Source organism: Nitrosomonas sp., assembly GCF_021731985.1.
GTDB lineage: Bacteria > Pseudomonadota > Gammaproteobacteria > Burkholderiales > Nitrosomonadaceae > Nitrosomonas.
The window spans coordinates 1-19417 of sequence record NZ_JAKFWH010000011.1 but is presented as its reverse complement, the minus strand read 5'-3'; the positions used below and the strand labels follow the sequence as shown (position 1 = coordinate 19417).

The 19417-nt window shown below is 42.6% G+C and carries 13 protein-coding genes, 1 tRNA gene, 1 other RNA gene and 4 pseudogenes; 10 read left to right on the top strand and 9 right to left on the bottom strand.

Annotation, left to right across the window (positions count from 1 at the left end; genetic code table 11):
- The 4 genes and pseudogenes from QZ942_RS01335 to ffs form a co-directional block, all read right to left on the bottom strand.
- Nucleotides 1–1645 (bottom strand): annotated as a pseudogene (locus tag QZ942_RS01335) (calcium-binding protein); the annotation flags it as partial.
- Nucleotides 1646–1783: 138 nt separating this feature from the next.
- Nucleotides 1784–2107: a YbaB/EbfC family nucleoid-associated protein gene (locus QZ942_RS01330; protein WP_292992758.1), complete on the bottom strand. Its 324-nt coding sequence runs from the start codon at nt 2105–2107 to the stop codon at nt 1784–1786.
- Nucleotides 2097–3722, bottom strand: a complete 1626-nt coding sequence (gene dnaX, locus QZ942_RS01325; protein ID WP_292992757.1) for a DNA polymerase III subunit gamma/tau — start codon at nt 3720–3722, stop codon at nt 2097–2099. Before dnaX ends, QZ942_RS01330 begins: the two co-directional genes overlap by 11 nt.
- 92 nt (nt 3723–3814) lie before the next feature.
- Nucleotides 3815–3913: signal recognition particle sRNA small type (gene ffs, locus QZ942_RS01320), an RNA gene on the bottom strand.
- Nucleotides 3914–4389: 476 nt separating this feature from the next.
- Between ffs and groES the strand changes: the two genes are divergently transcribed.
- The 8 genes from groES (at nt 4390) to lon (ending at nt 13685) form a co-directional block, all read left to right on the top strand.
- On the top strand, nt 4390–4680 hold the full coding sequence (gene groES, locus QZ942_RS01315) for a co-chaperone GroES (protein ID WP_103965655.1): 291 nt from the start codon (nt 4390–4392) through the stop codon (nt 4678–4680).
- 57 nt (nt 4681–4737) lie between these two features.
- On the top strand, nt 4738–6390 hold the full coding sequence (gene groL, locus QZ942_RS01310; protein ID WP_292992756.1) for a chaperonin GroEL: 1653 nt from the start codon (nt 4738–4740) through the stop codon (nt 6388–6390).
- A gap of 168 nt (nt 6391–6558) precedes the next feature.
- Nucleotides 6559–7317, top strand: coding sequence for a YciK family oxidoreductase (locus QZ942_RS01305; protein ID WP_292992755.1), 759 nt, complete (start codon nt 6559–6561; stop codon nt 7315–7317).
- 57 nt (nt 7318–7374) lie between these two features.
- A tRNA-Leu gene (locus QZ942_RS01300) sits at nt 7375–7459 on the top strand.
- A gap of 108 nt (nt 7460–7567) precedes the next feature.
- A complete protein-coding gene (tig, locus tag QZ942_RS01295; RefSeq protein ID WP_292992754.1) occupies nt 7568–8872 on the top strand; it encodes a trigger factor in 1305 nt (434 codons plus the stop codon).
- A gap of 1 nt (nt 8873) precedes the next feature.
- Nucleotides 8874–9515 (top strand): ATP-dependent Clp endopeptidase proteolytic subunit ClpP, encoded by a 642-nt coding sequence (gene clpP / locus QZ942_RS01290; RefSeq protein WP_292992752.1) that lies wholly within the window; start codon nt 8874–8876, stop codon nt 9513–9515.
- A gap of 65 nt (nt 9516–9580) precedes the next feature.
- A complete protein-coding gene (gene clpX, locus QZ942_RS01285; protein ID WP_292992750.1) occupies nt 9581–10858 on the top strand; it encodes an ATP-dependent Clp protease ATP-binding subunit ClpX in 1278 nt (425 codons plus the stop codon).
- Between the two features lie 415 nt (nt 10859–11273).
- Nucleotides 11274–13685: an endopeptidase La gene (lon, locus tag QZ942_RS01280; RefSeq protein ID WP_292992748.1), complete on the top strand. Its 2412-nt coding sequence runs from the start codon at nt 11274–11276 to the stop codon at nt 13683–13685.
- Nucleotides 13686–13726: 41 nt separating this feature from the next.
- On the opposite strand, the gene QZ942_RS01275 is transcribed toward lon, so the two are convergent.
- Nucleotides 13727–14491, bottom strand: a complete 765-nt coding sequence (locus QZ942_RS01275; protein ID WP_292992747.1) for an endonuclease/exonuclease/phosphatase family protein — start codon at nt 14489–14491, stop codon at nt 13727–13729.
- Nucleotides 14492–14751: 260 nt separating this feature from the next.
- Nucleotides 14752–15152, bottom strand: a pseudogene (locus QZ942_RS01270) (DUF4372 domain-containing protein); the annotation flags it as partial.
- Nucleotides 15153–15266: 114 nt separating this feature from the next.
- Between QZ942_RS01270 and QZ942_RS01265 the strand changes: the two are divergent.
- On the top strand, nt 15267–16241 hold the full coding sequence (locus QZ942_RS01265) for an IS30 family transposase (protein WP_292992745.1): 975 nt from the start codon (nt 15267–15269) through the stop codon (nt 16239–16241).
- A 132-nt stretch (nt 16242–16373) separates the two neighbouring features.
- Here QZ942_RS01265 and QZ942_RS01260 read toward each other — a convergent pair whose 3' ends face one another.
- The 3 genes and pseudogenes from QZ942_RS01260 to QZ942_RS01250 form a co-directional block, all read right to left on the bottom strand.
- The gene (locus tag QZ942_RS01260) at nt 16374–16691 is read right to left on the bottom strand and encodes a hypothetical protein (RefSeq protein ID WP_292992744.1); all 318 of its coding nucleotides are present in this window, start codon (nt 16689–16691) and stop codon (nt 16374–16376) included.
- 432 nt (nt 16692–17123) lie between these two features.
- Nucleotides 17124–17393 (bottom strand): annotated as a pseudogene (locus QZ942_RS01255) (IS21 family transposase); the annotation flags it as partial.
- Nucleotides 17394–17800: 407 nt separating this feature from the next.
- A complete protein-coding gene (locus QZ942_RS01250; RefSeq protein ID WP_292992743.1) occupies nt 17801–18841 on the bottom strand; it encodes an IS110 family transposase in 1041 nt (346 codons plus the stop codon).
- A 111-nt stretch (nt 18842–18952) separates the two neighbouring features.
- Here QZ942_RS01250 and QZ942_RS01245 point away from each other — a divergent pair.
- Nucleotides 18953–19183 (top strand): annotated as a pseudogene (locus QZ942_RS01245) (transposase); the annotation flags it as partial.
- Between the last annotated feature and the right edge of the window lie 234 nt (nt 19184–19417).

Here is a 19417-nt window from a genome sequence, read left to right as displayed (position 1 = left end):
CGAGAGGCGTCCAGGTTGCCGCAGTGGAAATCGACAAGATGTCATTTGCCGATGTGCCTGAAAACGCAGTCGCGCTGGTTGCTAAATAGGACTGGACAGTGGTTGGAGTCGAAGTGCCGCCACCGCCACCGCCACCGCCACCGCCACCGGTTGATGGTGCCGGAGGCGGCGGCAATGGATCAGGCAATCCGTCACCGGTTACATCACCCACCGTGGTGCCAGCTATTGCGATTGCATCGACTAAAGTTGATCCTGTTGTACTACTGACTGTAATCTCAACATTTCCTGTGGCAGAACCAGATTTCATCGTTGATTCAATGTGTTCAGATACAATCTGAACAGCAGCAATGGTGGAGAGTATGTCTGATTTGTCCGCGTTGTTCGTAGCGGCACTAACAATTGCTTTGTTTAAATTAGCAATGGCCTGTGAAGCATCGGTTGCCAAAGCGCCGATTTTGAATAACACGGAATTATTGGCCCCTGACAATTCAGTAGTATCTTGAATGATTTGTGCGATGGTATTGTTGGCTGACAAATCAATTAAACCGGTATTACTCACATTACTCACCAGTGATGCAGCAAGTGCTTCATAGGTTAAATCAATAGCCGCAGATTCATTTGCTAGAACGCCTGCGCCACTCAGTAATGCCCCGGTCTGATTGACGAGAATACATATCTTAACAGCCGCAGTATGAATGGCTAAAGCGATGTCTGTTGTAGCCTTGTCGATGTCTGTTCGGCTGGTTTCATAAATGGGATCAAAGTGAAGCAAATCGATGCCTGGATGTAAACCCAGCGATGCCAGTACCTTTGCGGTAGCATCTGTCACGGTCATGCCATTATTTTGCGTTAATTTGTCAATGAGTGTGGTTAGCGGAGTAATGACAGTTGAGCCTGGGGGTGCCGTCATACTTCCGGTAAATGCTACTCCAGTGGAAATGTCGATTCCGCCGGATACTATTAGTTGACCAAAACCAGTCACCCCAGGTAAGACAAAATTGCCCAATGTATCCGACGTAGTGCTGGATTCATTGCTATTGTGAATCCCATCACCATTGAGATCCGAGAATACGATGGCATCTTTGATATAACCATCGATTATTTTTCCGCTTACACCCGATTCTAAAACTGCTTTGGCTGAAGCAACGCTGCTGGTATCTGAGGTAACATCTGCAGTTATATGCTGCAAAACAGCCAGACTCGTGGCTGATCCGCCCTGATCAATGGAATAGTAGGCAGCTACTTCGACTTTGTTATTAAATTGCTGAGCTGCAGCACCCCAATGCGTATTGTCTGTACCTATTGACGCCAGTGCTGTTGCTGCCCAGTGAATGATTTCCCCGCGGCTTTCGCCAGCATCCAGCATTTTCTCTATTTCTGCGGCAGCCCATGCCTTATCTTCCCTGTTTACTAGGATTCCGACTGTATTTTCTACAAACTGATGGGCAAACGCGCTATTGGAAAGCGTGTCTGAATAGAGCGACTGTTTAAAAATATCAGTCTGTGCAAGAATATTGGCCAGTTCTTTAACAGAACTGCCAGTATTTTTAATAAAAGCAACAAATTCATTTAAATAGCGTGCACCCGGCGCCGCACGGAACATCGCTTCAACTGTTTGTACCACTTCCAGTCGTTTGTCATCCATGGTATTCCTCAAATTTACTTAAGTAGCATCGATGATGCCACGTGTATAAATTGATTCTACCGAATGAATAGGTAACTGAATTACCCTAATAAAGTAAATAAATTACCGTATATCGTTATTTATAGGTGATAACTTACTCTAAAAAGGTAATTTTATGCCCGGCGGTAAGCCCAATCCGCTGCTCAGTTCCGCCATTTTTTCCTGTGTAGTGGATTCCACACGGCGTACAGCGTCATTAAAAGCTGCGGCCACAAGGTCTTCCAGCATCTCTTTGTCATCGCCTACTAGACTGTCATCAATACTGATTCTTTTGACATCATGACGGCAAGTCATGACGACCTTGACCATGCCCGCTCCAGATTGGCCTTCCACTTCGATGGTGGCGAGCTTTTCCTGCATTTGCCGCATATTTTCCTGCACCATTTGTGCTTGTTTCATCATGTTTCCCAGATTACCTCTCATCATTACTACCTCCTTTATTTTGAATGGGTTTAATTGAAGGAACGATTAATTTTGCATCAAACTGTTCAATGAGTTCTTGTACAATTGGGTCTTTTTCAATGGCCGCAATGGCCTGTGCTTGTTTTTCTTCTTCTTCACGTTGTTGCAGTGCCACGGGTGTTAATCCTGTCAGGCTACCAACGGAAAAATTAAGCATGACAGGTTTGCCAAAATAGCTATTTAATTCTGTCCGGATTTTATCCTGATATTTCTTTTCCAATAGATGCTTATGCACATCCGGTACATATAGCTCTATATTTTCTGCTGAAAGAACTCTGGCTTCGCTATGCTGTGCCAGCATTTTAGCCATTCCAGTCAGCTTTAATTGCTCAGTCAATTTTGGCCAATCCAGGCCGGATAAATCAACACGGGTATTGTCGGAGGGCAGCACAATTAGTTGAGGTTCTGCTTGCTGTTTATTCTCGGCTTTAGTGGATGGTTTGGTATCCATTGACCGAATTTGCAGTGTCTGAATATTTACTGAAAGATCATCCGGCATGAAAGTCAACATGCGCATCAGTGTCATGGTAAAACCAGCATATTCATCGGGTGCCAGGCCCAGATCACTGCGTCCGTGCAATGCGATCTGATAAAACAATTGAATGTCATCGGGCGGAAAAATCTTCGCCAACGAGAAAACACGGGCGTATTCGGGTGTATCTTCGCTGATCGCTTGCGGAACCGTTTGTGCCAGCGCGAGTTGATGCAATAAAGCTGCCAAATCCTGCAAGACTGAATCAAAAGAAAGACACTGCGCCTCCATTTCGTTCGCCAATGACAATAATTTTAAACCATTCTGCTGCACCAGAGCTTCCAGCAGGTCAAAAAGATAGCCTTGATCAACGCTACCCAACATATCGCGCACACCGGTTTCTGCAACATTCCCCTCTCCGAAAGCAATGGCCTGATCCAGTAAACTTAAAGCATCGCGCATGCTGCCTTGGGCCGCACGAGCAATTAATTGCAACGATGGGGTGTCGCACTGGATTCCTTCTTGTGCCAATACCTTTTTGAGGTGGTCGATAATTTGTGTCTGCGGAATTTGTTTCAGATTGAATTGCAAACAACGCGACAAAACTGTGATCGGTATTTTTTGTGGATCCGTTGTAGCTAATACAAATTTGACATGCGCAGGCGGCTCTTCCAAAGTCTTCAACATGGCGTTGAAGGCTGATTTGGAAAGCATATGGACTTCATCAATGATGTAAATCTTGTAGCGCGCGCTGGTAGGGGCGTAAAGCGTATTTTCCAGTAGCTCACGCATATTATCGACTTGCGTGTTGGAAGCTGCATCCAATTCAATGAGATCAATAAAACTGCCCGAATCAATTTGCAGGCATGCTGGACAAGTGCCGCATGGGGTTGCGGTTACACCCGCTTCACAATTCAATGACTTGGCCAGAATACGTGCGATAGTTGTCTTGCCAACGCCACGCGTACCGGTCAGCAAATAAGCATGGTGCAGTCTGTTTTGTTCAAGCGCGTTGGTCAGCGCTTTGACCACATGCTCTTGTCCAGTTAATTCTGAGAAGTTTCTTGGGCGCCACTTGCGCGCGAGGACTTGTGTTTGAGACACGTTTTTTGATTGAATTGGAAAAGCGAATTTGACCGATTAAACCAATAAATAGTCCGAAAAGATAGAAGAATCGATTCCAACAACTTGTGTTGGGTGGCGAGCCAGACCCCCGGCACTCGCAATAAACAGCTGTGGCTGCTTCCTTCCGGACCTGACCAGATTCACCATCTTGCAATGCGGGGAGGCCCGCCATAAAACTTATTAAAGTGCCGACAGTATACCAGCAGATGATCGATTACTCCAATTCGATTACTGAGTAATGTGTGTTAGGAAAGCTATCCGAGAAGATAGAAATCTGCTGTGGATAAACTATTTGGTCATGTTTCCAGATTATTTTGTTACACAGAGCAGCTATTCGCATCAAATAATCAAAGGATCTATCTCAAAATGGCTTCTCCTGGCTGCGTTACTATTCCCGGATTTCCTCTTAGCGCTAAGGGAATATTCGTTCCAATTTATTCCCTTGTTTGCAATTTGAATAAAAAATTTGTGCCTCCTTGCTTGAAATTCTGAGGAAGAACCCCTATTATTAGCACTCTCTGTTGGTGAGTGCTAATATTTATTTTTTGTAATATTACGAAGCGCTGAGTGCCTCGGAAGCTCATGAGAATAAAGTACAATTTGCTTTGCAAATTTCGGGTTATTAATTTTAATAGGAGAAAATAGTATGAAAATTCGCCCTTTGCATGATCGTGTTATCGTCAAGCGATTAGAAGATGAACGTAAAACCGCATCCGGTATTGTTATTCCAGACAGTGCAGCAGAAAAACCTGATCAGGGTGAAATTCTGGCTGTAGGAAAAGGAAAAGTTGGTGATGATGGAAAAATTCGTCCATTGGAAGTTAAGGTTGGAGATAAAGTATTGTTTGGTAAATATGCTGGACAGTCTGTCAAGGTTCAAGGCGAAGAGCTTTTAGTCATGCGGGAAGAAGATATTATGGGCGTGATTGAAGGCTAAGTGTATCAATTCAATAACCCACTAAAGATAATGTGTTGAAAGATTAGGAGAAAAGATATGTCAGCAAAAGAAGTGAAATTTGGTGATTCAGCGCGCCACAGAATGGTGGCTGGTGTTAATATTTTAGCCGATGCAGTAAAAGTAACATTAGGACCAAAAGGTCGCAATGTTGTGTTGGATCGTTCTTACGGTGCGCCAACTATTACTAAGGATGGTGTTTCGGTTGCTAAAGAAATAGAACTGAAAGATAAGTTTGAAAATATGGGTGCGCAGATGCTGAAAGAAGTGGCCAGCAAAACTTCTGATGTGGCCGGTGACGGTACTACCACTGCGACTGTATTAGCTCAAGCTATTGTTAAAGAAGGTATGAAGTATGTTGCTGCAGGCATGAATCCAATGGATCTCAAACGCGGGATTGATAAAGCAGTTACCGCAGCCATTGGTGAATTGAAAAAACTTTCAAAACCCTGTGCAACGGCTAAGGAAATTGCTCAAGTCGGCAGCATTTCAGCAAATTCTGATGATGAAATAGGCAAGATCATTGCGGATGCAATGGAAAAGGTTGGCAAGGAAGGCGTGATCACCGTGGAAGATGGGTCAGGGTTGCAAAATGAGCTTGAAGTAGTTGAAGGTATGCAGTTTGATCGCGGCTATCTTTCTCCTTACTTTGTAAGCAGTGCAGAAAAACAAATCGCCTTGCTGGATAATCCTTTTGTTTTATTACATGATAAGAAAATTTCTAACATACGTGATTTGTTGCCGATATTAGAACAAGTAGCCAAAGCAGGCAAGCCATTACTAATTATTGCTGAAGATGTAGATGGTGAAGCACTGGCAACTTTAGTTGTAAACAATATTCGTGGCATCCTAAAAACTTGTGCTGTTAAAGCACCTGGCTTTGGTGATCGCCGTAAAGCGATGTTGGAAGACATTGCAATTCTAACCGGCGGCACTGTGATTGCAGAGGAAGTGGGCTTAACTTTAGAGAAGGCTACACTGAGTGATTTGGGCCAAGCCAAACGGATCGAAGTGGGTAAAGAAAATACGACTATTATTGATGGCGCAGGTAATGGCGGCAACATTGAAGGTCGCGTTAAGCAGATCCGCACTCAGATAGAAGAAGCCACCAGTGATTATGACAAAGAGAAGCTGCAAGAGCGTGTAGCTAAGCTTGCTGGTGGAGTCGCATTGATTAAAGTCGGAGCAGCTACTGAAGTTGAAATGAAAGAGAAAAAAGCGCGAGTGGAAGATGCATTACATGCCACACGTGCTGCGGTAGAAGAAGGTGTTGTTCCTGGTGGTGGTGTGGCATTGCTACGTGCTATCCCGGTTGTCAAGCAGGTTAAAGGAGACAATCACGATCAGGACGCCGGCATTAAGATTGTTTTACGCGCTCTTGAAGAACCATTGCGCCAAATTGTAATCAATTGCGGTGATGAGCCATCCGTTGTGGTTAACAAGGTTGCTGAAGGCAAGGGCAATTTTGGTTACAATGCAGCAACAAGCGAGTATGGAGATTTGGTAGCGATGGGTGTTTTGGATCCAACAAAAGTTACGCGTTATGCTTTGCAGAATGCAGCTTCGGTTGCAAGTTTAATGTTAACAACCGATGCGATGGTGGCTGAATTGCCTAAGGATGAATCAGGTGCCGCGAATGGCATGGGTGGTGGCATGGGCGGTATGGGTGGTATGGGCGGCATGGATATGTAAGTATCAGTATCCATACCTGCGCTACTCAGTATTTTGATATAAAACAGACTCCGGCATTTCGTTGGAGTCTGTTTTTTTATGTTTATTGAGCTGAATGAGGGAATAAAGATACTTATTAAGGTGTTTTATTTTTCTCTCAAGATACTTTATCGTGATAAATTCTAAATTATGAATAAATTAGAAAACTATTTGGCACCTAAAGATCTACTTAAAGATCGTGTAATACTCATTACGGGGGCTGGGCAAGGTTTGGGGCGTGCTGCAGCGTTAACCTATGCAAATTACGGGGCTACGGTGATCTTGCATGGCCGCAAAGTAAAAAAACTGGAATCTGTTTATGATGAGATTGAAACTATCGGTAAAGCGCAAGCTCTAATTTATCCATTGGATTTGGAACAAGCTGAAGAAGCTGATTTTGCGGTGATAGCACAGGCCATCGAACAGCAGTTGGGACGTTTGGATGGAATATTGCATAACGCTGCATTTCTACATGGTCTCAGCCCGCTAGAAAATCAAACTGTTCAGCAATGGCGAACGATGCTGCAGGTTAATTTAATTACTCCTTTTGCCTTGACTAAAGCATGTCTTCCTTTGTTAAAAGCTTCTCCTGATGCCAGTGTCATAATGACGTCAAGTTCTCACGGACATAAGCCATCGGCCTATTGGGGGGGATTTACAGTGGCGAAAGCAGGTATTGAAGCATTAGTAAAAGTACAAGCCGATGAATGGGAATCCATGCCAAATTTGCGGATCAATACAATTGTACCAGGCATCGTTAACTCACCGCAGCGCGCTAAAACTCACCCAGGTGAAATTAAGCAAGCGATGCGGCAACCTGAAGATTTGATGACAACTTATTTATATTTGATGGGACCAGATAGTAAAGGAGTGAGTGGCCAAACAGTCCCTTGTTATACAGAGTATTGAATGATCTGGCTGCGGTTAACGGGATTAAAAGGTATAATCACCAAGCTAAAATGAAATGCGAAAGTGGCGGAATTGGTAGACGCACCAGATTTAGGTTCTGACGCCGAAAGGTGTGGGGGTTCGAGTCCCCCCTTTCGCACCATTTGGAATTTGTATGTTACCGCAAAGCTTTTTATTCGATAATCTCAAAAAATAATGATCGGATAGTATTGTAATATATTGAAAAATATTTAATCAGTCAGGAACTTTAATGGGATCAAATGTAGAAAACCTCAGTACACTAGAACGTCGCTTTGATATTACAATTTCTCTGGAGAAATTGCAGGATGAAATTGAAAATCGCTTAAAACGGCTAGCGAAGACAACCAAATTACATGGCTTTCGTCCTGGAAAAGTTCCATTAAAAATAATTACTCAAATGTACGGCGTGCAAGTCCAACAAGATGTATTAAATGACGCTGTGCATAAAGAATTTAAGGATGCCGTCAAGGAGCATAATTTACAGGTTGCCGGGTACCCGCGTTTTGAAGCAAAAGTAACGGATGATAACGAAACACGCTATACGGTCAGTGCAACATTTGAGGTCTATCCTGAAATAGTTCTAGGCGATTTAAGTAAGCAAAATATCGAACGGCCTACTGTGCAGATTGGGGAAACTGATATTGATAAAACCTTGGATATGATATGTAAGCAGCGCGTGATTTATGAACCAGTTAGCCGCTCGGCAAAAAAAGGAGACCGTGTCAAGATCGATTATCATGGGGTTATTGATGGTGATGATTTTGATGGTGGAAGGACTGAAGATATTCAATTGATAATCGGAGACGGAAAGTTCTTAAAGGATTTCGAAGCTTCGCTGATTGGCATGAAAGTGGGAAACAATAAATCATTTGATGTTGTTTTTCCGGAAGATTACCATGGTAAAGATATCGCTGGAAAGACCGTTACATTTGAAGTAAAACTAAAAGAGCTGGAAGAACCGATATTGCCTAATGTAGATGCAGATTTTGCCAAGTTATTGGGTATACCCGACGGAGATATCAAAAAATTGCGTGAGGGAATACAGAGAGATCTTGAGCGTGAAGTTTCAAAGCGAGTTAGATCGAAGATTAAAGAGCAAATTATGCAAAAATTTTTAGATGCTGCTCAAATTGAAGCACCTAATGTTTTAATTAATCAGGAAAAAGATCGATTAATGCAAAATGCGAGAAGTGACCTTGAAGCGCGAGGGATGAAAGCGAAAGAAATACCACTTACGTCAGATTTTTTTAAAGAAAAAGCAGAATATCGCGTTAAACTGGGTTTGATTCTGGCAGAACTTGTAAAAGTGCACGCTCTTAAGGCCACATCCGAACAAGTTCGTAGCATAATTGAAGATGCCGCACAAAGTTATGAGAATCCAGAGCAAGTAGTTAAATGGCATTATGCTTCTGCAGAACGTTTGCAGGAAGCAGAGTCATTGGCTCTGGAAGAGAATGTAGTAAATTGGGCGCTCGAAAAAATTAAATTAATTGATAAAACTGTGACATTCGATGAGCTGATGGGGATATCCTGAGATGACGCGACTATCTGATAACATGCATGATTTAGAGCCTAAGAATTTGGGTTTAATTCCTATGGTGATAGAAACAAGCGGGCGAGGGGAGCGTGCTTATGATATTTATTCGCGCTTATTAAAGGAAAGGGTGGTGTTTCTGGTAGGCCCTGTTACGGAAGCTACAGCGAACTTGGTTGTAGCACAATTTTTATTTCTTGAATCTGAGAACTCAGAGAAAGACATACATTTTTATATTAATTCACCAGGTGGTGTGGTGTCGGCTGGTTTGGCCATTTATGACACAATGCAATATATCAAACCGGATGTAAGTACCTTATGTATCGGTCAAGCGGCAAGTATGGGGGCATTGTTGCTAACTGCGGGTGCAAAAGGAAAACGGTATTGTTTGCCTAATTCACGTGTAATGATCCACCAACCGCTAGGAGGATTTCAAGGACAAGCCTCTGATATTGAGATACATGCACGTGAAATACTATATCTTAAAGCTCGATTAAATGAGATTATGGCAAAACATGCCGGGCGTCCAGTGTCTGATTTAGAAAAAGATACAGATCGTGATAACTTTTTGAGTGCAGCTGAATCTGTAAGTTATGGCTTAGTTGATGCAGTATTAACACGTAGAGATGAAAGTGCGAATTAAGCGAAGTACTTGTAATAAATTGTTCCACCACGGGTATTTAAACTCGATTACTGTAGGATAATAATATGCCAGACAAAGCTAGTAGCGAGAAACTTCTTTACTGTTCTTTTTGCGGCAAAAGCCAACATGAAGTAAGAAAACTTATTGCCGGTCCTTCTGTATTTATTTGCGATGAATGTATTGATCTTTGCAATGACATCATTCGTGAAGAAATGCAAGGTGACGAAGCGACAAAATTGGTCAAGTCAAATTTGCCTGTGCCTCGTGAAATCTGCCAAATACTAGATCAATATGTAATTGGGCAAGAATCAGCAAAAAAGATACTTTCCGTAGCGGTTTATAATCACTATAAACGCCTGAAGAATGTAACAAAATCAGATGATGCGGATGATATTGAGCTTTCAAAAAGTAATATTCTACTTGTCGGTCCGACGGGTTCAGGTAAAACATTGCTCGCACAAACCTTGGCTAGGCTTTTAGATGTCCCTTTTATCATGGCAGATGCCACAGCTTTGACTGAAGCAGGATATGTTGGTGAGGATGTTGAAAATATTATTCAAAAATTACTGCAGAAATGTAATTACGATGCTGAAAAAGCGCAGCGAGGTATCGTATACATAGATGAAATAGATAAAATCTCACGTAAATCGGACAATCCTTCGATCACACGTGATGTTTCAGGTGAAGGAGTGCAGCAGGCATTATTGAAATTAATTGAAGGAACCATTGCTATGGTTCCTCCGCAGGGTGGAAGAAAACATCCTAACCAAGAATTTATTCAAGTTGATACTACCAATATTTTATTTATTTGTGGTGGCGCATTTGATGGTCTGGATAGAGTGATCAGAGCACGTACCGAGAAGGGTGGAATTGGTTTTGGCGCTGATGTAAAAAACCATACTCGTAAGGATATGAATAAAGTCTTACAACAAGTAGAACCAGAAGATTTGGTTAAATTTGGCTTGATCCCTGAATTTGTAGGACGTTTACCTGTTGTAGCTACATTGGAAGAACTTAACGAAGCAGCATTAATTCAGATACTGACAGAACCCAAGAACGCACTCGTTAAACAATATTGGAAAATGTTCAATATGGAAGGTGGTGTAGATCTGGAATTCCGAGAGCCAGCACTTAAGGCAATTGCGAAAAGAGCTTTGACACGCAAAACAGGGGCGCGTGGATTACGCTCAATTCTGGAAGAAATATTGCTGGATATTATGTACGACCTCCCGTCATTAGAAAATGTTTCTAAAGTCGTCATTGACTATAATTCGACTAACGATGATATTAAGCCGATATTAATTTATTCTGATCAACCCAAGGTTGCCAAACGTTCCAAATAATTGGCCAGAAATCTAATCAATATTATTTAAGTTGATAAGTTGACGAGAAAAAAGATCGGCTAGTCGTTGAAAATAAACATAAACGAGAGCAGCCGATGCGAGGCAGACGCAGGAGAGAAATTGCAGTTTATATGTATGTTAAATGAATACTTTTTAGTCTGTTTTTAATATAAAGCAGGAATGCAGATCGTTTTTTTATGGTCTGGTAGATTTTTGATAATGAGATTGTTTCTTATCGTCTCTCAGACTTAGGTTCATTATTCGTGCTATTAAAAGCAAATATGTATATTTAACACCTCTATTTAAGTATTTGTGCGTGGCAGATATATGCTAGTGTATATTGTATTTCCATCTTGAATTTCTGATTAGTGCATATATGTTATCAATCAGTTGTGAATTTTATAAATGAGTAGATATGACTTCTTTGATCGAGAATTCTGAACAATTGATACTGCCTCTCCTGCCATTGCGTGATGTAGTTGTTTTTCCGCATATGGTCATACCATTATTTGTAGGAAGGCAGAAATCTATTAAAGCACTTGAACTTGCAATGGAGTCGAATAAAAATATTCTACTCGTTGCTCAAAAAATAGCGTCTAAAGATGACCCTGCGCCCGAGGATCTCTACAACGTATGTAGTATAGCGAGCTTATTACAGATGCTAAAACTGCCTGATGGCACGGTCAAGGTCCTGGTAGAGGGTAATCATCGCGCTCGTATTTTGGATTTAATTGATTCTGAGACTCATTTCTCTGGAAGAGCATCACAAGTATTGCCCGATACAACAGACAACCCTGAAGCAGAAGCAATGCGGCGCGCAATACTGACCCAATTCGATCAATATGTAAAACTTAACAAAAAGATTCCACCAGAGATTATCACTTCGTTGGGTGGTATAGATGATGCTGGACGTTTAGCTGATACCATTGCTGCTTATTTGCCATTAAAACTTGAGCAAAAACAGGAAATTCTTGAGATTTTTGATGTATCCAAACGTTTGGAGCATTTGCTGGGTTTGTTGGAGACTGAATTAGATATCCTACACGTAGAAAAACGTATCCGCGGTAGAGTTAAACGGCAGATGGAAAAAAGCCAACGTGACTATTATCTAAATGAGCAAGTAAAAGCAATTCAGAAAGAGCTAGGCGAAGGCGAGGATGGAGCAGATATAGATGAAATTGAGAAAAAGATCAAATCTGCTCAAATGCCTAAAGAAGCGAATGCTAAAGTTGAATCAGAATTAAAAAAACTTCGCTTGATGTCTCCGATGTCTGCGGAAGCGACAGTAGTGCGTAATTACATCGATGCGCTCGTAGCACTGCCATGGAAAAAGAAGAGTAAAATCAATAATGATTTAAAAGCAGCAGAAGCAGTACTTGAGAAGGATCACTATGGCTTAGAAAAAGTCAAAGAACGGATTGTTGAATATTTGGCTGTTCAGCAACGAGTTAACAAGATGAAGGCACCGATTCTTTGCCTCGTCGGTCCGCCAGGCGTTGGTAAGACTTCACTCGGACAATCAATTGCACATGCCACGAACAGAAAGTTTGTACGCATGTCACTAGGTGGTGTACGAGATGAAGCTGAGATACGTGGCCATAGGAGAACCTATATCGGATCAATGCCAGGCAAGATATTACACAATATGAGTAAGGTGGGCGTTAAGAACCCATTATTTTTACTTGATGAAGTAGATAAAATGGGTATGGATTTTCGTGGAGACCCTTCTTCTGCCTTGCTGGAAGTCCTCGATCCAGAGCAGAATAATACGTTTGTGGATCATTATGTTGAAGTGGAATATGATTTGTCCGACGTTATGTTTGTGGCAACAGCAAATACTCTAAACATTCCCCCAGCTTTACTTGATCGCATGGAAGTGATCCAATTATCAGGGTATACAGAAGACGAGAAACTGAATATAGCCACGCGTTATTTATTAACCAAACAGATGCACAATCATGGTCTCGAGGAAAATGAACTAGCCGTTTCAGATTCTGCATTGCGGGATATCGCTCGTTATTACACAAGAGAAGCAGGTGTAAGGGCGATGGAACGGGAAATTTCAAAAATCTGCCGAAAAGCTGTAAAAGCAATGTTGCTAAAAAAGGGGAAAAGCAAAATAATCGTTACATCGCGTAATCTGGATAAATTCTTGGGTGTAAGACGTTTCACATATGGCATTGCAGAAGAAAAAAATCAAGTGGGGCAAGTAACTGGACTAGCCTGGACAGAAGTAGGTGGCGAGCTATTGACTATTGAAGCTGTAGTATTACCTGGAAAAGGAAAAACCATTACTACCGGAAAACTGGGTGAAGTTATGCAGGAATCTATTCAGGCTGCACTTTCTGTAGTTAGAGGACGTTCTCACCTATTAGGTATCGCGGAAGACTTCTATCAAAAAAATGATATTCATATACATCTTCCAGAGGGTGCAACACCGAAGGATGGACCAAGCGCAGGTATAGGAATTTGTGTTGCGATGGTGTCGGTTCTGACAAATATTGCTGTGAGAGCGGATGTGGCTATGACAGGGGAAATTACTTTAAGAGGCGAAGTGCTTCCGATAGGTGGATTAAAGGAAAAATTACTGGCTGCTCATCGAGGTGGAATTAAGGCTGTGATTATTCCTGAAAAGAATGTAAAGGATTTAACTGATATTCCTTCAAATGTGAAAAATCAACTGACTATATATCCCGTCAGATGGATAGATCAAGTACTTGATCTGGCACTGGAACACAAGCCAGAGCGGCTACCTACTGCCATTGCCCAGTCGGCTTTACAGTCAGCTAGCGAGGAAAAACTAGTGGAATCCCTAATCAAACATTAAGTGATAAATTTTATTTTCTTTTGGTGATATAAAAAAATATTTTAAATTGACCCGAATTCTGCAAACAGCGGAATATGGTCTGATAATGATAATCGTTGCCATGGCAGACCGTTGAGATGGTTATTGCAGTTGATAACACTGAGTCCGCGGTAATAGATACGGTCCATTGATAATACAGGTAACCAAGCGGGAAAGGTGCGCGCATACGCTCCATGGGTCATTTTAAAAACCTCCTTAACGCCTAAGTCTCGATTTAAATAGTGTTCAGCACGACCACGCCAATCATTGAAATCACCGGCGATGATCAATGGTTCATCGGAGAGAACATGAGAGTTGATGCGTTTTGCTAGCGTTGAAAGTTGACGCTCTCTTTCATGCCCGAACAATCCCAAGTGTACACAGATGATATGAACTTTCTGATGGATTCCAGGAACCTGAACTGTCCCATGTAAAAGACTACGACTGGCTGATCGTAACATAGAAACATTAATATTCTCCCATTCAATGAAGGGATATTTACTTAAGATAGCGTTGCCGTGATGCCCCGATTTATAAATAACATTCTTTCCGTATGCATAATGATGCCAAACTTGATCTGCAAGAAATTCAAATTGCCGATTATTGGGCCAATCATCAAATCGGTTATTGGAAATGTTGCGTTCACCGTGTACTTCTTGTAGAAAAATTACATCGGCATCGATATGGCGCAATAAATTCTTTATCTCATGAAGAATGAATCGAAGATTAGTTGCATTAAAACCTTTGTGGATGTTGTAGGTTAAAACTTTTAGTGATGCATTAGACATACGGTTCCTGAATTTCGGTGATACTCATAAGTCAAATAAACAGAACTTATTGCTTGAGTTTACATAATGGCTGTTGAACTTTTACAGCTAATGCTATTGATTATAAGCTATGTTCGCGTTAATTTGTTATACCTTCAAACGCTCAAAGCGGCGTGTAATATATCCGTTGGTATCAACACTGGATCAATGCGTTCCCGAAAAAACCAATCAAAAGGAGGTTAATTTAGAACTCAAAAAGACAGCATAAATTCATACGCTCAGGCGACAACTAGCTTGACAACGACCGCATCCAGTGCGTAGACCGTATTGGTCAGATCGACACCGAAGCTGTCGTTGCAATACAGTTTGCGTGCACGCCGGATCAGCAATGTAGCCAAGTCTTCCCAGATGTGCCAGTTGCGTGCTTCGTTGGCGTCGGCCAGTGTCGAACGTTTGACGGGTGCGCGGAAACCCATGCTGTACAGCTTCGTCTGGCTGGCCAGCAAGCAGGCCGCAGACTCTCGCGGTAGGTCAGCTGTGCAAAAGCCATGGCGCGGAATTGCTCGGTACAACTCAGATTGCGCACGCCAGAATCGCCGCCATGACGCGCCACGATTCTCGCGAAGCTCGTCCACGGCACAAATTCCATGAGTTGTGCGAACAGCGTTTTTCCAAAGTTCATAGACTATCTCCAGAAGGTTCAACTTCTGGAGATTACTCGAACCCCCATATTCAAAAATCAAGTGCACCACCGTATCCTAAGTGTCATTAACTAACTGGATAACAGAGGCGCGACATGGTAATACATTACTTCCATTTGAATAAAACAGAAAGGACCCTAATCAAAGACTGGAAAAATCGAGGGATATCACTGAGAGAAATTGGACGCCGCCTTAATCGTTCGCATACGACAATTAGTCGGGAACTTAGGCGCAATCTTTGGTGCGGCCGGCATTATTACATCAGGGGCGCCCAGGAGATTTATGAGCATCGGTTAAAACGACGCGCTCAGCGGTACCGTTTGAAAATGGAATCAATAAGACGCTTCGTGCATAAAAAGTTAGCTATTGGTTGGAAACCTGAATTAATTGCTGGCCGATTAAAAGTGTCTGGTTCTGGGGAATACATATGCCATGAGTCAATTTATCAATACATCTACATTCAGGCGCCTGATCTCATTGAGTGCTTGACCAGGAAACATAAAAAAAGACGGACCAAGAATCCTTATCGCAGTACTACTGAACGTATTAAAAACCGGGTATCTATAGCACTGCGGCCAGTGCAGGTCGACAAACGTGAAATAGTTGGTTACTGGGAAAGTGATTCTGTAGTCGGAGGTGACAGGAAATCTGGATTGAACGTCATAATAGAGCGAACTACTCGCTTGGTGAACATATCATTGATGAAGAATAAAACTGCAAGGGAAACAAAATCAGCAGTTATTCGTCGATTATCGAATCATCCTGAAGAACTGGTCAAGAGCATTACTTATGATAACGGTTCTGAAAATGTACTGCATCAGGAAATCAACGATAGACTGGGCATACAATCTTTCTTCTGTGAACCCTACCATAGCTGGGAGAAAGGTTCTGTTGAACAAGTAAACGGTCTTATTAGACGCTATTTGCCTAAAGGCACTAATTTTAACAATATCACTGCTGCCGAAATTAATCGTATTGAAAAACGACTCAACAATCGCCCCAGAAAATGTTTAAATTACAAAACACCCTACGAGATGTTTAGGATAGCGCGTGGTGCACTTGCAGGTTGAATGTGGCACCTGAATTTGCAAAATATGATTTCAAATCGGCACCAAAATATTTTCTCTGTAGTCCTTATCAATACTGGTTTCTATCGTTTCAACAGCTAATTTAGCCGGACACTACTGGTGTGAACACAAAATCTATATTAACATCTGACCATGGTTCTTGCTGCTGCGTGAAGTGGTTTCTAAGTTGCCATTTAATAATGATTTCAACTTCGGAAATACATTCTCATGTATCTCTTGTAATTTATAGATTTCCTGTAGTGCCTCCAAAGGAAATCCTTGCCGGTTTTGTTCTTTCTCAACAACGAGTAGCTTCTGGATGCACAAATAAAATTCTTTATAGCCCCAGTGTAATTGAATTATTTCCGTCACTCTCGGATAGCTTTTATCAAGAAGCGATTCCTTATCACCTAAGAAAGCTTTAAATTCCTTAATTGAATTTTTTAATGACATTTATTTGTTCCTCCCAGTCAGTCGAAGTAAATCAGATTGTTCATTGGTAACCGAAAGAATAAAATAAACAACCCAGTGGCAAGACCACGAGGAATCGCAAGTTTAATTATCTGCGGCTATTTGTTTCTGGAATACGGATTATTTTTTATAAAATTCAATAAATCTGACAGGAAAACCCACACACTGCATAAATTATGTGTGACCTTGAACATTCTCAACATCAGCTTCTTAGCTATGTTTTAAATTATGTCAATTTTCGATTCCACGTGGTTTTTCTGCGGGATTAGTTATCTATTCAACTGTGGTCTACTGCTCAGAATATTTCAATAAACTGTAGGAAAACATATGCTACAGTTCATTTATCTCATCGGCCGTGATAAGAACCGCATGGCGAAGTGCATGCCCTATTGCATAGCCGGATTGTTCATCGCATAACCGCTCCAATATCCGCACTGCAGTATGGCGCTGCTTAACATGCACTTGTTTGTCAGCTTCCAAAATAGCATCAATGATGCCAGTGAAAGGAGCAAGCTTGGGAGACACTGGCTCGCTCTTGCGCCGATAACCCGGCGGTGCCGCGTATTGACACATCTTCTTCACAGTATTGCGGTGAATTCCAAAATAACGCGCAACTTCGCGTTCGCTTCTGCCTTCTATCATCACCGCTCGTCGAATCTTTACATATAGTTCCACTGTATAGATCCTCATCGCCTTTCACTTGATGCTAATCGCATCAGCTTGCAGGCTTCAGACTGGTACACTTTTATTCCGCCATTCCCGCGAAATTTAGTGCGTCTCAGTGACACATACATGGACGCCCACGGTAGTACAAGCTTTAATTTAATGATTTTGAGCAGGCAAAGATTGCAGCCATACATCCGGACTTTATGTGAAGCATATTGCTTCTGTCCCTGATGGAATACGCTGGTTGGGGTTCTATCATTTTTACGCACTTTTGGTGTGCTTGTACCACTACGAACTTTCCCAACCACGGTCTGACCAATCTCGCCATCATGTCATGATTGCCTGTGCAATCGGCAGCAGAGTCTATCTCCTTAAACTCGTTTTCGATGTGACATTACCAATACGCTTTTATTCAGCCACCCTGATCAGGCTTTGGCAGCGGATGCTGCCGAAGTGTGATTGGGGTGAAATTTAGTGTCTCTGGCAAGTAACGCCCAAATGATACGTGCGTTCTTGTTCGCCAGTGCAACGGCGGCAACATTCTTATTGCGCCGCGCCATTAGCTTGTGTAACCAGCTTTCCGGTTCAGCCTTGTTCTTGGCAAAGCGAATGACCGCTCGTGCTCCGTGGATCAGCAAAGTGCGCAAGTAAGTGTCGCCACGTTTACTGATACCAAGCAATATCTGCTTACCACCGCTGGAGCGTTGCTTTGGAACCAATCCGAACCATGCCGAAAGTTGCCTGCCGTTTTTGAACTCCGTGGCATTCCCTACAGTTGCCACAATGGCGCTCGCCGTGATCGGACCAATACCAGGAATGGCTTCCAGTCTTTGACTGGCTTCGTTCTCCTTATGCCACAGCTTGATCTGCAACCCCAGTTCTGCCACCTGACAATCCAATTCCTTGAGGTGGTCGTTCAGTCTTTCCAATAACTTGCGCAGGGTACCTGGCAAACCGTTCTCGGCATCTTCCAGTATATCCGGCATACGCTTGTTGATGGACCGGATGCCCTGAGGTATCACAATACCAAATTCAGAGAGTAAACCACGCATCTGATTTGCCTGCGCGGTTCTGGCTTTAACAAAACCCTGTCTGGCGCGATGTATCGAGAGGATTGCTTGTTGCTCAACGTTCTTGATCGGTACAAAGCGCATGTTGGGTCGGCTCACTGCTTCACAAACCGCTTCTGCATCTGCCATGTCATGCTTGTTGGTCTTCACATAAGGTTTGACGAACTGGGGTGACATGAGTTTGACAGTATGTCCAAATTCGCACAGCTTTCTCGCCCAGTGGTGCGAGCTACCGCAGGCTTCCATGCCAATCAGGCAGGGATCTAGATTGGCAAAAAACCTTGCCATCTCGCTACGGCGTAGTTGCTTACGTAGCACAACCTTGCTGTGCATATCCACCCCGTGAATCTGAAATACTTCTTTTGCCAAATAGATGCCTATCGTTGTAATCTTCATGTCGGACGCTCCTCTCTTGTTTAGTGGGCTTTACTGCGCCACTACTTTGGCACTTCGATGCCATTTAGGGTAGTGGGCGTCCATCCCATTATTTTTACACCGCTATTTACACTCATTGAATTTCTCGAACTACTGATCAAGGATGCAGGGAAGAAAGTGTTCTTGAGCCTGGATAATTTGAGAGTGCACCATAGCAAACCAGTGAAGGCTTGGCTGGAAGAAAATAAGGAAAAGATCGAATGCTTTTATTTACCCAGCTACAGCCCGGAATTAAATCCAGAAGATAGGTTAAACTCGGATTTGAAGCAGGCTATCGGTTCGAAAGTTCCGGTGCGTACCAAGGAGATGGTATGGATGCCTTCCTCCCCACTGGCTGGGGAGCCGGGGTAAGAATAGTAATTGAGTAAAAGCCCCTCGCGGACCTGACGGCATCTACGTGCCAAGGTGGAGATAATAGAATCTTTCCACAAACGGACGGAGGGGCTGAAATGAATTTTACAACCTATGGTTTGGATATTGCAAAGCGAGTTTTTCAACTGTACTGGGTGACACACGAGAACGGCGAGATACACAACC

What these genes read in the sequence shown, in the direction of transcription:
- QZ942_RS01330 (WP_292992758.1), bottom strand. Translation starts at nt 2,107, where the DNA reads ATGAGAGGTAATCTGGGAAACATGATGAAACAAGCACAAATGGTGCAG.
- groES (WP_103965655.1), top strand. Translation starts at nt 4,390, where the DNA reads ATGAAAATTCGCCCTTTGCATGATCGTGTTATCGTCAAGCGATTAGAA.
- groL (WP_292992756.1), top strand. Translation starts at nt 4,738, where the DNA reads ATGTCAGCAAAAGAAGTGAAATTTGGTGATTCAGCGCGCCACAGAATG.
- QZ942_RS01305 (WP_292992755.1), top strand. Translation starts at nt 6,559, where the DNA reads ATGAATAAATTAGAAAACTATTTGGCACCTAAAGATCTACTTAAAGAT.
- tig (WP_292992754.1), top strand. Translation starts at nt 7,568, where the DNA reads ATGGGATCAAATGTAGAAAACCTCAGTACACTAGAACGTCGCTTTGAT.
- clpP (WP_292992752.1), top strand. Translation starts at nt 8,874, where the DNA reads ATGACGCGACTATCTGATAACATGCATGATTTAGAGCCTAAGAATTTG.
- clpX (WP_292992750.1), top strand. Translation starts at nt 9,581, where the DNA reads ATGCCAGACAAAGCTAGTAGCGAGAAACTTCTTTACTGTTCTTTTTGC.
- lon (WP_292992748.1), top strand. Translation starts at nt 11,274, where the DNA reads ATGACTTCTTTGATCGAGAATTCTGAACAATTGATACTGCCTCTCCTG.
- QZ942_RS01275 (WP_292992747.1), bottom strand. Translation starts at nt 14,491, where the DNA reads ATGTCTAATGCATCACTAAAAGTTTTAACCTACAACATCCACAAAGGT.
- QZ942_RS01265 (WP_292992745.1), top strand. Translation starts at nt 15,267, where the DNA reads ATGGTAATACATTACTTCCATTTGAATAAAACAGAAAGGACCCTAATC.
- QZ942_RS01260 (WP_292992744.1), bottom strand. Translation starts at nt 16,691, where the DNA reads ATGTCATTAAAAAATTCAATTAAGGAATTTAAAGCTTTCTTAGGTGAT.
- QZ942_RS01250 (WP_292992743.1), bottom strand. Translation starts at nt 18,841, where the DNA reads ATGAAGATTACAACGATAGGCATCTATTTGGCAAAAGAAGTATTTCAG.